Annotated in this window: 16 protein-coding genes; all 16 read right to left on the bottom strand. The window is 65.2% G+C overall.

Translation table 11 applies throughout. The annotated features are described in order from the left end of the window. The coding region (locus MUO23_11050; protein ID MCJ7513493.1) for a N(G),N(G)-dimethylarginine dimethylaminohydrolase at positions 1 to 263 on the bottom strand (263 nt) is incomplete at its 3' end. Positions 264 to 340: 77 nt separating this feature from the next. Further along, positions 341 to 1177, bottom strand: coding sequence for an alpha/beta hydrolase (locus MUO23_11045; GenBank protein MCJ7513492.1), 837 nt, complete (start codon positions 1175 to 1177; stop codon positions 341 to 343). Positions 1178 to 1450: 273 nt separating this feature from the next. Further along, positions 1451 to 1810, bottom strand: a complete 360-nt coding sequence (locus MUO23_11040; GenBank protein ID MCJ7513491.1) for a cupin domain-containing protein — start codon at positions 1808 to 1810, stop codon at positions 1451 to 1453. A gap of 102 nt (positions 1811 to 1912) precedes the next feature. Continuing rightward, positions 1913 to 2386: a hypothetical protein gene (locus MUO23_11035; GenBank protein MCJ7513490.1), complete on the bottom strand. Its 474-nt coding sequence runs from the start codon at positions 2384 to 2386 to the stop codon at positions 1913 to 1915. Positions 2387 to 3432: 1046 nt separating this feature from the next. Next, a complete protein-coding gene (locus MUO23_11030; GenBank protein MCJ7513489.1) occupies positions 3433 to 3765 on the bottom strand; it encodes an RNA-binding protein in 333 nt (110 codons plus the stop codon). Between the two features lie 285 nt (positions 3766 to 4050). After that, positions 4051 to 4548, bottom strand: a complete 498-nt coding sequence (locus tag MUO23_11025) for a VOC family protein (GenBank protein ID MCJ7513488.1) — start codon at positions 4546 to 4548, stop codon at positions 4051 to 4053. After that, the gene (locus MUO23_11020) at positions 4541 to 4783 is read right to left on the bottom strand and encodes a DUF4760 domain-containing protein (GenBank protein ID MCJ7513487.1); all 243 of its coding nucleotides are present in this window, start codon (positions 4781 to 4783) and stop codon (positions 4541 to 4543) included. The genes MUO23_11025 and MUO23_11020 overlap by 8 nt, the downstream gene beginning before the upstream one ends. Continuing rightward, the gene (locus tag MUO23_11015; protein ID MCJ7513486.1) at positions 4784 to 5026 is read right to left on the bottom strand and encodes a hypothetical protein; all 243 of its coding nucleotides are present in this window, start codon (positions 5024 to 5026) and stop codon (positions 4784 to 4786) included. A 181-nt stretch (positions 5027 to 5207) separates the two neighbouring features. After that, positions 5208 to 5735, bottom strand: coding sequence for an isoprenylcysteine carboxylmethyltransferase family protein (locus MUO23_11010; GenBank protein MCJ7513485.1), 528 nt, complete (start codon positions 5733 to 5735; stop codon positions 5208 to 5210). Positions 5736 to 5969: 234 nt separating this feature from the next. Then, the gene (locus tag MUO23_11005) at positions 5970 to 6248 is read right to left on the bottom strand and encodes a hypothetical protein (protein MCJ7513484.1); all 279 of its coding nucleotides are present in this window, start codon (positions 6246 to 6248) and stop codon (positions 5970 to 5972) included. Between the two features lie 168 nt (positions 6249 to 6416). After that, positions 6417 to 7049, bottom strand: coding sequence for a hypothetical protein (locus tag MUO23_11000; GenBank protein ID MCJ7513483.1), 633 nt, complete (start codon positions 7047 to 7049; stop codon positions 6417 to 6419). A gap of 214 nt (positions 7050 to 7263) precedes the next feature. After that, positions 7264 to 7731, bottom strand: a complete 468-nt coding sequence (locus tag MUO23_10995; GenBank protein MCJ7513482.1) for a hypothetical protein — start codon at positions 7729 to 7731, stop codon at positions 7264 to 7266. A gap of 101 nt (positions 7732 to 7832) precedes the next feature. After that, entirely contained in the window at positions 7833 to 8399 is a 567-nt protein-coding gene (locus MUO23_10990; GenBank protein ID MCJ7513481.1) for a ClbS/DfsB family four-helix bundle protein, read from the bottom strand. A 661-nt stretch (positions 8400 to 9060) separates the two neighbouring features. Beyond that, a complete protein-coding gene (locus tag MUO23_10985) occupies positions 9061 to 9579 on the bottom strand; it encodes a flavodoxin domain-containing protein (GenBank protein ID MCJ7513480.1) in 519 nt (172 codons plus the stop codon). A 314-nt stretch (positions 9580 to 9893) separates the two neighbouring features. Further along, positions 9894 to 10319, bottom strand: coding sequence for a hypothetical protein (locus tag MUO23_10980; protein MCJ7513479.1), 426 nt, complete (start codon positions 10317 to 10319; stop codon positions 9894 to 9896). 143 nt (positions 10320 to 10462) lie between these two features. Continuing rightward, the gene (locus MUO23_10975) at positions 10463 to 10828 is read right to left on the bottom strand and encodes a hypothetical protein (GenBank protein MCJ7513478.1); all 366 of its coding nucleotides are present in this window, start codon (positions 10826 to 10828) and stop codon (positions 10463 to 10465) included. Positions 10829 to 10975: the final 147 nt, after the last annotated feature.

The following is a 10975-nucleotide window of genomic DNA, read 5'->3' as shown; positions in this document are numbered from 1 at the left end:
TCCGCTCTGCGTGAAGGGGCGCCGGATCTCAGGATCAGCGCGACTTCATCGAGCACGACTGCAATATCCTCAACAAAGACCGAGTCGGGCAGGTCCGGCTGCACCTCAAGCCGCTGCACGTCACACCCCAACGCTGACAGGGCGGCCTCATAGGCCGCGTGCTGCTCGACGGCCAGGACGACATCGATCGGCTCACGCGCGAGATGCGTGAGTTCGCAGTTGACAATCGACGGGCTGACCCCACGCGTAATGGCTACCAGCATCCTCGGCCTCTCCCGGATGACACCCCGCTGGCCAATCCGGGAGGCGATGAAGCCCTCCCGGCTTGGCCCATGATACATCACCCCAGGTGGGAGGTCACCCAAGCGAAGATGTCGCCGACCACAACGGCAGCATCAAGGTCGTTGTGCGGTTCGTGCAAGCTGTCTGGGTATAGGCGAAGCAGCTTGTCCTCGATCGTCAGCTGTTCGAAGAAGGCCGAGACGCCCCGAGCAAGGTTCAGCGGGTCCTTGCCGCCATGGATGAACAGGCTCGGCAGGCGGATGGCCTGCGGCTGACTCTTGACGCGCTTGACCGCCGCCAGGCACTCGCTCCCCCAGCGGGCGGTCGCCACCTTGTGCACCAGCGGGTCCGACTCATAGGCCGCCGCCACCTCTGGATCGCGCGAAAGGGCCTTCCCCGCCAGACCCAGATTCAGGGTAAACGTCGGCCAGACGGTTGAGAGCAGGCGAGCGAGGGCAACCAGGTGCGGTCGTGCCACTCCTGTGGGTTCGATCGGTGCTGCGCTGATGATGGCGCCCGTCGGCCCATCGGAAGACGTCTGGACATAGTCGAGGACGATTAATGCCCCCAGGCTGTGCCCCAGGACAAAGCACGGGGCCTCAGGCCGGGGGTCGGAGATGTATGCCAGGAAGGCCGAGAGGTCGTTACGGTATTCGGCCCAGGATCGGATATGTCCCGGCCGCCCTTCTGACCGGCCATGGCCCCGCAGGTCGAATCCCCACACAGCGAAACCGCCGCGGGTCCCATGGGTGACAACGTTGGAGTACCGGCCGCTGTGCTCGGCAATGCCGTGCACGATCGCCAGGTGGGCGCGGGCCTCGCCATCCGGCAGCCAGCCTTGCACGAAGAGCGCCGTGCCCCCATATCCTTCGAACCGGTCCTGCAGGTGAATCATACTGTTCCCTTCTGCGCGCCGGGGAACCCCCTGGGCCCGGGCATCGCCACGGACAACTGCCGGGCTGCCCGCCGGCTTGCAGCCCACCCCAATCTACCGATGGGTCCGATCCCCGGTGGGGAAGATCTCGGTTGCGCCAGATGGCTCCACTCCGAGGCCAGTGAGGACGCCACGGCCAGCGCCGGCGTGCTCGCTCGTGCGAGCCCAAGTCGACTCATCGCCGTCGCCTTCCCCGACGGGATGCCCGACCGTGCCGGCGGATTCGGAGAAAATTCAAATCCACTCCAGCTGATCAACGGTTCGATCGCTCCGGGTGTTCCCGGTATGCAGGGTGGAAGCGGGCTCCAAGAGCATCACCCAGGCCTCCTCTGGGGCAACCGGCCGATGTTCCACGCCCGCCGGGATTACCACCAAGTCTCCCGCCCCGAGCTTGAGGGTCCGATCGTGCAGGTCGATCCGCAGATCGCCGCGGATCACGAGGAACAGCTCATCCTCCTGGTCATGTCGGTGCCAGATGAACTCCCCCTTCAGTTTCGCCAGTTTCACCAACTGGCCATTCAGTCCGGCAATGATCTTGGGTGTCCAAAGCTCACTGAACAAGGAGAACTTGTCAGCGAGATTGACGGTGTCCATTCCGCCCTCCTCTGGAACGACTTGCAGGAGTCCGGCCGCTGGGTTCCTGGGGTATGTCCCAGAACTGCCGACGGGGATGGCACCCCCCCGGCAGGCGCAGCCTCATCCGTAGGCGTACGAAACCTGAACGCAGGCTTGCCCAGTATCCGGGTTGTGGAGCAGGAGCATGTACTCAAACCGGCCACCCCCGGACAGGATCAGCGCTTCCGGACGGCCCCCCACCCAGTATGCAGGCAGGCCTTCCACATCCCCAAAGTTCTCAGGCGCAAGGCAGCCGACTCTGCCTTCAGAGGCCAGCGGAGGCAGAGTCTGTGCGCTGGCGGTAGATGCAGTGGAAGCGCTCATCCCGAGCGCCCCGGCCCAGCCGATGACTTGTTCTCGGTCGGCCGGAACGAGACAGTAGCCGGTGCGGGTGCTGTCCACCATCTCGCATCGCAGTTGAAGGTCAAGCGCTTGAGGCCCCAGTGCTTCCGCAACGTCCAGCTTGAGGGTGGATCGGTTGACGGCGTTCCAGAGCGGTCCGCAAGACGTGAGAAGGATCGAGAGCACCAACAGCAGCAATGCGCGAGTCCGCATCTTTCCTCCTTAAGGGATCACCGTCCGTACAGGTGCTCTAGCGGCCGGTGCGAGGCAGGGCGATGCGCCTGATTCAGAGGCATCCGCCCCCAGATTGGTACGCCTCACGGCCGGGGTTCCGGGCGAGGGACCCGCGCCCGCCCAGGCTGACGGCCGTCCGGCGCCGGGGAGACGACCGCCGCTCCAGCACCTGGCGCCTGAAGGATGACCCGTACTCGAGAGAGGCAGTTGCCCGATTCCGCGGTTCGCATTCGCTCGCACTCAGCCCGGCTCACCCGCACTGTCATCGGCTGGAAGTCGGTGGCCTCGCTCCCCTCCGGGGCAATGGGTGTGTGGGCAGGAGCGACCTCTCCTCAATCAGCTTGCTGGTCCTGCGCTCGGCGGGCCCGTAGTCGATCGCAAGCCTGACGAGCAGCCGGAGAAGCACGGGTTTGAAGCCCAGCTCCTCGATCTCTCCGGATCCGGAGGCCTGGGGATTCTCCTCCCCCTGCCGGACCTGCTCTGAGGCCGAGCCCTAGAATGTCCGAGGTGAGGCGATGGTCATGGCTCGCCGCTGAACAGTGGGCCGACAATCCGGATCCGTCAACAAGGCGCGCATCCCCGGCTGCGGCGGGCCACGCAAACGCACTTCCGTCCGTTCTGCCTGCCCGAGCCCATGGTCGTCTGTGTCTCAGACGTCGAAGGTGCGCTGGTGCCGCCAACCCCTCCCGCTTCCACGGATTCTTCATGCGTGGCCGACGCCAGGCCCGGCTTCTTCCCAGTGTAGGTGGATTACGCCCGTCACGCAGGGCTGAGAGAAACCGCCGGCCACCGCTGAGGCCGCGCTTCGGGCAGGCAGAGCTCGCCGGTGGAGGCACAAGGCAACACGCGCGGCCGCAGGCACCGCGCGTGCATCACGCCAAGCCAAGTAAGGTGGGCTGGAGGCGCCGTCGGCCGACAACACCGGCGGAAGTCAGAGCCCCACACGCTGGAGGGACTGGTCTGCGATCAGCCCGGCAGCACCGGCCCGAGAGGGGCGGGTGTCCCGGTTGGCCGAGACGAGGCTTCTAGTATCGGCTGGGCCCGCGGCCGCGGGGCCGTCCTGACGAACCCCGCCCGCCCTGCGATCCGTAACCGCCGCCGGAGCCCTCTTCCTTGGGCCGGGCGAAGTTGATGGTCAGCGCCCTCCCGTCAAGCTGCGTCCCATTGAACATCGAGATCGCCTTCTGGGCATCGGCCTGGTTCTCCATCTCGACAAATCCAAATCCCTTGGAGCGGCCCGTGTCTCGGTCCGTGATCATAGTCACGGACTTCACCGTGCCTGCTTTGGCGAACATCTCCTGCAAGTCGCTCTCGCGGGCGGAGTAGGGCAGATTGCCAACGTACAGTTTAGTCTCCATGCTGTGGTTTCCTCTGTGGGGACGATCTGGATATGAGGGCGATGCCGACACCAGTTCGGGAAGCGCCGTGCGGGACGCACCAACGGTGCATTCATTGTATCACGCTTGCCCCTTGGGGAGCTTAGGGCAACGTTCCTTTCGAAATCCATCGTGCACCGCTTGACCCCCGATCCATCGCCCGGGCTCTGCATGGAGCACATGCCCCCAGAAGGCCACTATCCCACGCCAACCCTCTCGCTTCGGACCGGGAGAATCGACTTGTAGCAAGATCTGGCCGGGGTCGGCTCACGCCTCCGCCGGACCCGCCTCGGCCAGCAGGGCATTCAAGTCCAGGGCCGCGGTGTACATGCGCAGCGTGCCGTCGGCCGCACGAGGCCAGGCGTGGCGCGGACGATCCCAATACAGTTCGAGCCCGTTGTTGTCCGGATCCCGCAGGTACAGCGCCTCCGATACGCCGTGATCGCTTGCCCCTTCCAGCGATACGCCCGCAAGCAGCAGCCGGCGCAGCGCCTCGGCCAGCGCCCTGCGATCCGGATAGCGGATTGCGAAGTGGTACAGGCCCGTCGTCCCCTCAGCCGGCGGAGACCCGCCGCGGCTCTCCCAGGTGTTCAGCCCGATGTGATGGTGGTATCCGCCGGCGCTCAGAAAGGCGGCCTGATTCCCCAGACGCTGCACCACGTCGAACCCGAGCACCCCGTGATAGAACCCGATCGCTCGCTCGAGATCGGAGATCTTCAGGTGGACATGCCCGATCTCGACGCCGGAAGGGATCGACTCACCCATTTTGCCCTCTGTCTCTGCGAGGCGTGCGCTCGCTCTCCATCATCCGTTCGGCCAACCACTCAAACCACTCCATTGCAGTCTCACGATGGAGACAGGCCGCGAACTCCTTGATGCAGCGCTCCAGCTCCTGCCACGACTGTACAATCGGCCCGCTACAGGCATCGTCGACCATGGGCAGGTCGATCTCGCCCCGGGTTACCAGCACGCCCAACCGCTCCCAGGTCCCGAGGACCATCTAGATCGCCAGGAACTTATCCTCTGGCGGCCGGTCAGATTCCTCTTTCCCGACGTCATCCGGCAGCTTAGAGATGCCCAGCAGATCGCGCACGAAGTCGCTCGTCGGGCAGGAATTCAGCATCAGAATCGCGCTCGCTCGCCGCCGTGCCGCCTGGAGCTGCCGGGTGCCGTGTACGCCAAGGGCGACGCCGATGGTCATGATCGTGGGGGCGAACGGTTGCAGGATCAAGCCGAGGCTCATCTAGCTCCCTACTGGGGTCGGCCCCTGCAAAGAGAGGACCATGCGGGCAACAATGCCGCGGCTGGCCGTCCGCGCCAGACCCCCAGTCGGGCTGCCCTGGCCCAGGCGGGACCCGCTCCCCTCGGGCGTGCCCCCCAGTATATCGGACTCTATTGGCCGGGATTCTCGCCGCCCCCGGCAGCTAGAAGACGAAGGGGATGAACATCTTGGTGCCGGCGGCGTACTTGGCGTACGCCTCCCCAAACCTCTTGCGGTTTTCATGCTCCTCCGCCCGGGCCGTTAGATACATGAGGACGGACGCAGCCAGCACCGTGATCCCGCTCTCGACAGACGGACCCTTGAGGGCCACCCCCCAGGCGAAGCACAGGAGAGAAGCGTACAACGGATGCCGGATGCGGCGGTAGACCCCGGTCGCCACGAGGACCGTCGTCGTCTCGATCGATCCGCTTGGCTCGCCCTGCCGTATCAGCTGAGAGAATCCCTGGGCCGCCAGCGCGATCGACCCGCCGAGCAGGGCCCAGGAGGCCAGCTGGAGCGGCGCCGCAGGACGCTGGAACCAGGTGCTGAGGTTGAGGCACACGAGTCCGAGCAAGCACTCAAAGGCGAAGTACCGATAGAACCCGTGCGAACGCGGCTTGAGCAGGCTGGATCGCGAGGTGCCAGCCAGGAGAGCCGAGCCGGCCAGGAAGGCCACGAGACGGGGGCTCACCCGGCACACCTCTTCGGCTCGGCCCCCGCCTGCTCCTGACTGAAGGCGTTCCACGATCGCGGACGGGCAGGGTAGCAGAACCGATTGCGTTCGCCTCGGCCTAGGTCACCCACCATGCACAAGTTTCTCCCGGCCTTCTCCTGCGAACCCGGGTGGGGCTCGGCGCCCTAGGCGCCCATGGCCAAGGCCTGGGCTGCTGCAAGGGAGTATGGTCAGCTCCCTCCGCACCGGCCCTCATTCATCCCGAAGGCCATCCGATCCCATGATGAAGTCCGCCGTCAGCGGAACAATCGCTCGCCAGCCTCCATCATCGATCGACCCAATGGCTCGCACTGCTCCTCCCACATCCGAGTCCCACACGACCTCGATCTCGATCTGGTAGGATGCGCCGCTAGCCCCTACCTGCTCGAGGACCACGTGCTGGCCGATCCGGCCCACAAGGTCCGCATAGGAGAGCTGGCGGTGAGGCTCCAGCGCGGCAGCCAGCAGCCCGAGGGCTTCAACCTGGTCCATGCGCCCTCCCCGAGACACACCCCCGCAGCCGAATACAGCCTCCGGTTGACATAGGCCCAAGCTGCGTTGAACCGAAAGGTTGCGCCAAACCTCGCTCAGCGCCCGCCGAGGCGGTGAGGCGATCCAGCGGCCGAGGCGGATGCCGATCGGAAATCTGCATCCGACGCCTCACCCCACAGGATGCAGCTGCCGAATGACCTTCTGCAGGCGGCGCGCCTGCGAAGGCGTGAGCTCGCCTTGTCGGTCTTCGAGAATCGCCAGGAACGTCCCGCCACTCAGCGGGTCCACGGCGGGTAGGATGCTCTGGGCATGCATCGGCAAGTCTCGCGCACCGCAGGCCTCGAGGTGCTCTGCCAGGATGGGAAGGATTCTGCCTCGGGATGTGGGGGCAACACTAGCCACGCCGGCCAGAGTCCTGATTCCCCATACGACCGTGATCAGGGTTCCGTGCTCGATAGCCGACAGGACGAAGTCGATCTGCTTCCAGATCTCCTGGGCCCGCAGACGGCTGATCGTTGCCAGCGCGATCATGCTCCCCCACACCAACCGATTGTTTCTAGTAGCAAGCAGGCGAAGGAAGTCGGACACATAGGGCGCGATCAGATCGGGCTGGATGTAGCCGATCTCGTACAGCACCTTCAGGCAATCGCTCTGGATGGCAGGGGTCTCGTTGCGTAGATTCGCGGCGATCTCCGCAATCCCATCGGACTGTTGCGCCCTCGCCAACGAACGTGCCAGCTCCTGGTTGGGGATCTCATCTCGTCTTCCCTGGAAGTAGGCGATTCTCTGGAGGGCGCTCATCTGGCTGCTCTTTGCTCGCCTCGGGTTCATGGTCGACCCTGGCCGGCCCGTTCCACCGCCCGCGGCCTGACCGAGAGCCGCTTGCGCCTCAGCAGCCTCTCCCAGACGCATCTCTCACGTCCGGAAGCCCTTGACGTTGCCACGACCTTGGCCGATGGGGAAGGGGCGGCGGGCAGTGCCTGCCCGGCCCGAACCGGCTTCACCCTGGGCTGCTTCACCGCTCCCATGGCACCGCCACGGGTGCACCCGGTGTCGGGGTCAGCGCGGCTCGGTCGGCAATGGTGACCTGGTAGGAGCCTCCGGGCTGCACGTCCATCGCCTTCAACACTGAGACCGGACACGGCTCGCCTGGACCGCAGCTCGTAGCACCGTATTGGTAGTCCTCGGGAGCTTCGATCAGGGTAGCGTAGAAGACGTACGTCCCTGGGGCTTCGACGGTGAAGCTGACCGGCGGTGAGGTGGGCAAGACCACCAATCCATGCGAGCCGGCGGGATAGAAGCTCTTGAAGGTCCTCCCGGTCGTGACCTCCTGGGCGTAGATGGTTGCGGCGAAGCCGGCGCCTCCCCCGCCCATGTCGAAGGTCACGGTGATCGAAGCGACTTCTGGCTCGGGCGAACTGAAGCCGGTGCAGCCGGAAGAGAACGCCGCGAGCAGCATGCCCAGCGCCACGTTGCGGATCACGTGCCACAACCTCGTGTGTCCAACTCCGCCTCCAGCCGTACTCCGGTCGCCAGGCCGGGGTGTCGTGGAGGTACGCGCCACAAACGTACAACAACTCGGACTCACCTCTCGCCTCCTTTCTGTCCATCCGCCACGCTCGCGTTGAACGGAGGAGGCGCCTCACCCTCCCGAAGCCAGGCCTCAATCTGTTCCCGGTGCTCTCGGTAGTGCGACCACGTATTGGCCGCGACCATATGCCACATCGGGTCCCCGTCCCGCCAGGCGAAGCGCGATCCGTCAAGCAGATCCCCGTTTGTCATTCGCTGGACAGCCTGCAGAGCCTGGGAGTACGCCGCCTTGGCTTCCTGGCGCACGGCCTCCTTGGACTTGTGCTTGTTCTCCTCATAGGCAATCTGGTTCAACCGGTCGAGGTCGTCCCAGGTCATTCCCGGCGCAGGCCTTTCGGGCGTCAAGCCGCGGTAGCTTGCGTCGAGCCACTCCACCATCCTTCGTTCCCAACCTGCAATGTGGGCAAGCATGTCCTTGACCGAGCGCACTCCATCCAGGCCGGGCCGCGTCCACAGGCCGGGACTTAGTCTTTCCAGGACCAGCTCCAATGCGCGGCGTTCTTGCTGAATCAGCTCGAACACTTCCGAACTGGAGGCGGGCGGCGGTTCCTGGTGGGTCACTGGGGCTCCTTCGGATTCGGTCCGGTTGGAGGGACTCGGCTTCTCGTTTCAAGCACCAACATTGTACAGGTACGCAGGGCTAGGAGGCAGGGCGTGCAGGGCTATCCACGCGGCGGCTCGCCTCCTCCCCGGCCCGCTAGCGAGCTGCTCGCGCCGGACGAGGGGAACCGGGCGCCAGCAGCTCCTTGGCGGGGACCGTTCGGGCAAACTCCCCCCGCGGCCTCGACCCACCCCCCAACTCGGTCTCGGTCATCAATCTCCCTGGTCGGATCAGCACCCAGCCCCTGGCCGGGCGGCCGGGAGCACTCATTCCCCCCTGAATCGAGGGGGGCAGCCGGATCACGGTTGGATAATGCTCGCTGAGGGCGAAGGTTCACACCAAGGCAGCCTTGAGTCGAAGCGCGGACGGACCAGGGGGCCCTGGGCGAGGGCTCGCTGAGCAAGGTTGGGCGTCTGGCCTCCGGTCGGCCCGCCCAGGACCCCTTTCCTTGCGCCTTCGCTCGCCGATCCTCGGACGGTGGGCGGCCGGTCTAGCGGAGATGCAGGCGCTGCAGCAGAGAGGCTGCGTGCACGAGTTCCGCAAGCCGGGCCGAGGATCGCGCCTTGGGTGTATCGGCGCCCTACCCGTTGCAGGCATGCTAGGCTGGTCCAGCGCTGTGCCCTAGCCGCTGCCTTCTGAGAGCGCGCTGGCGATCGATGCCGCCCAGGCTCTGATCTGTTCCCAATCGCGGAAGTCGCCCACAGGTGCCTTCACGCCCTTGATCACCAGTCGTTCGGCCAGGCTGACCTTCTTCGTGTCCAACACGCCATGCGAGAAGGCGATGTCTCGCGGACGAATGCGATCGGCGACCGGTTGCAGAGCCCCCGGCAACCGGACGCCTTTCACCAACTCGACGGGGTCCCCCACACCGGTCGGCCCACTCGAGAACAGCCAGACCTGCCGGCTTGCCAGGGATGTCTCGTTGGCCTCCAGGAAGGTCACTGCCTCTTTCCGCCACTGACCCACGTAGACCGCGCTCCCCAGGACCACCGCTTGATTGCCGTCCAGCGTGTCGACCTTGTCGACGATTTGCACGCCGACGGTCCGGCAAGCGAACCTCATCACCTCGCCGATGGCATGTGCGAACTGTTCCGTTCCTCCAGACTTGCTCGCATACGCGACCAACGTCTTCACACTCATCTCCCCTCTCCCGCGGCACCCTGGAGATTCCTTCCACCACGCACGGCAGACGGCGCTTGCCTGCCGCTAGCCGGGTCGTAGCTCTCACCGGGCAAGGGACCGGAGAGCAGAGTACAACAGGGGAAGCGGTTTCATCAGTTGTGAATGGCACTGCGTACCTGGGCGCGCAGTCCGCTCCGCGCCGACAAATGGGAGCGCGTCAGGGGCCCCGCCCTCTTCGCCCCAGACATCAGGACTTTGATCACGCGCCGAGCGAGGGCAACTCTCTGTTCGCAGGCTGTACCCTGCGATTCGGCGGCCCGCTGCCAGGCCAATCAATAGATCGTAAGGAAGAGTTCCTTGCCTTCAAAGGCGGCGGTCTGCGCCAGGAAGGCCGTCCGCTCGAGCAGCTGCTCGGCCTGCTCGTCTTCGATCGCCTGTTCCCGCATCTGCTCCCCGGCAGCCCACCTGGAGGCCGTCGCACCGTAGTCCTGAGGAGGAAGGTCCGCCAACCGGCGGACTAAGTCGGGCGGGATGCGAATCAGCCACGGTCCCTGCTCGGAGGCTTGCAGGGTCGGTCGATACTCCGGTAGCACAGCACTGTACTCCTGGCCGCCGAGCAAGGCATGCAGCTCGGCAAGCATGAGTGGGTCGAGGCCGTCCGCGTTTCCCCCCTTGTACGTCCCCAAAGGGTACTCGCAGGCGATAATCGCCTGCATATCGGCCGATTCGGCCAGGATCAGATCTGCCAGGACACCCATCTCTCCCTCCCAATTAGACCCGGCGCTGGTTGGCCGCATTGGTGCCGGCCCGGAGGCTGCCCGCTTCCAGGCAAGATGCCTTCCCAGCCGGATTCAGCCACAGGCCTTCGCCGTGTGCCTGACCGACGCCCGAATCACCCGCATCAGCGCCGCAAGGTCGACATCGTCAAGCTAGCGGATGTGCAGGCAGGCCGTGCGGTCTTGTGTTTGCCCAGCTTGGCGAGCACCTCATCGTACTCCCCAAAGCCGGACATCATGTGCAGGGTCAGGTTCGGCTTCCTGAGGGAGAAGCCGGTCAGGATCCACTCTCCCTTGCGGCCGCTGGCGTACTTGTAGGTGTAGGAGCCAAACCCGACAATGCTGGTTCCCCACATCTTCGGCTTGGCCTCTGCAGCCTCCACCATGATCTTCGATAGGATCCGGCAGTCGCTTCGTATCCGCCGGTTTTCGATTCGCTTGAGGAACGCACTCACGCTTTGGTTGGTGCCCTTTGTCTTGAGTTTACCCATGATTCATCTCTGGCCCAGGCTGACCATCCCGGAGTAGCTGCCGCCATCACTCATCGTCGGCGCAGCTTGCGCGGCTGCGCCCCACTCCAAACGACCCGCTGGGCGCTAAGCCAGCGGTTCGGTATCGACACCACCGCCATCTCCCGG

It is taken from the genome of Anaerolineales bacterium, from assembly GCA_022866145.1.
Classification (GTDB): domain Bacteria; phylum Chloroflexota; class Anaerolineae; order Anaerolineales; family E44-bin32; genus PFL42.
The sequence above is the reverse complement of the archived record's forward strand: the minus strand, read 5'-3'. Positions and strand labels throughout refer to the sequence as shown.

What these genes read in the sequence shown, in the direction of transcription:
- MUO23_11035 (MCJ7513490.1), bottom strand. Translation starts at nt 2,386, where the DNA reads ATGCGGACTCGCGCATTGCTGCTGTTGGTGCTCTCGATCCTTCTCACG.
- MUO23_11045 (MCJ7513492.1), bottom strand. Translation starts at nt 1,177, where the DNA reads ATGATTCACCTGCAGGACCGGTTCGAAGGATATGGGGGCACGGCGCTC.
- MUO23_10980 (MCJ7513479.1), bottom strand. Translation starts at nt 10,319, where the DNA reads ATGGGTGTCCTGGCAGATCTGATCCTGGCCGAATCGGCCGATATGCAG.
- MUO23_11040 (MCJ7513491.1), bottom strand. Translation starts at nt 1,810, where the DNA reads ATGGACACCGTCAATCTCGCTGACAAGTTCTCCTTGTTCAGTGAGCTT.
- MUO23_11015 (MCJ7513486.1), bottom strand. Translation starts at nt 5,026, where the DNA reads ATGAGCCTCGGCTTGATCCTGCAACCGTTCGCCCCCACGATCATGACC.
- MUO23_10985 (MCJ7513480.1), bottom strand. Translation starts at nt 9,579, where the DNA reads ATGAGTGTGAAGACGTTGGTCGCGTATGCGAGCAAGTCTGGAGGAACG.
- MUO23_11000 (MCJ7513483.1), bottom strand. Translation starts at nt 7,049, where the DNA reads ATGAGCGCCCTCCAGAGAATCGCCTACTTCCAGGGAAGACGAGATGAG.
- MUO23_10975 (MCJ7513478.1), bottom strand. Translation starts at nt 10,828, where the DNA reads ATGGGTAAACTCAAGACAAAGGGCACCAACCAAAGCGTGAGTGCGTTC.
- MUO23_11020 (MCJ7513487.1), bottom strand. Translation starts at nt 4,783, where the DNA reads ATGGTCCTCGGGACCTGGGAGCGGTTGGGCGTGCTGGTAACCCGGGGC.
- MUO23_11025 (MCJ7513488.1), bottom strand. Translation starts at nt 4,548, where the DNA reads ATGGGTGAGTCGATCCCTTCCGGCGTCGAGATCGGGCATGTCCACCTG.
- MUO23_11005 (MCJ7513484.1), bottom strand. Translation starts at nt 6,248, where the DNA reads ATGGACCAGGTTGAAGCCCTCGGGCTGCTGGCTGCCGCGCTGGAGCCT.
- MUO23_11030 (MCJ7513489.1), bottom strand. Translation starts at nt 3,765, where the DNA reads ATGGAGACTAAACTGTACGTTGGCAATCTGCCCTACTCCGCCCGCGAG.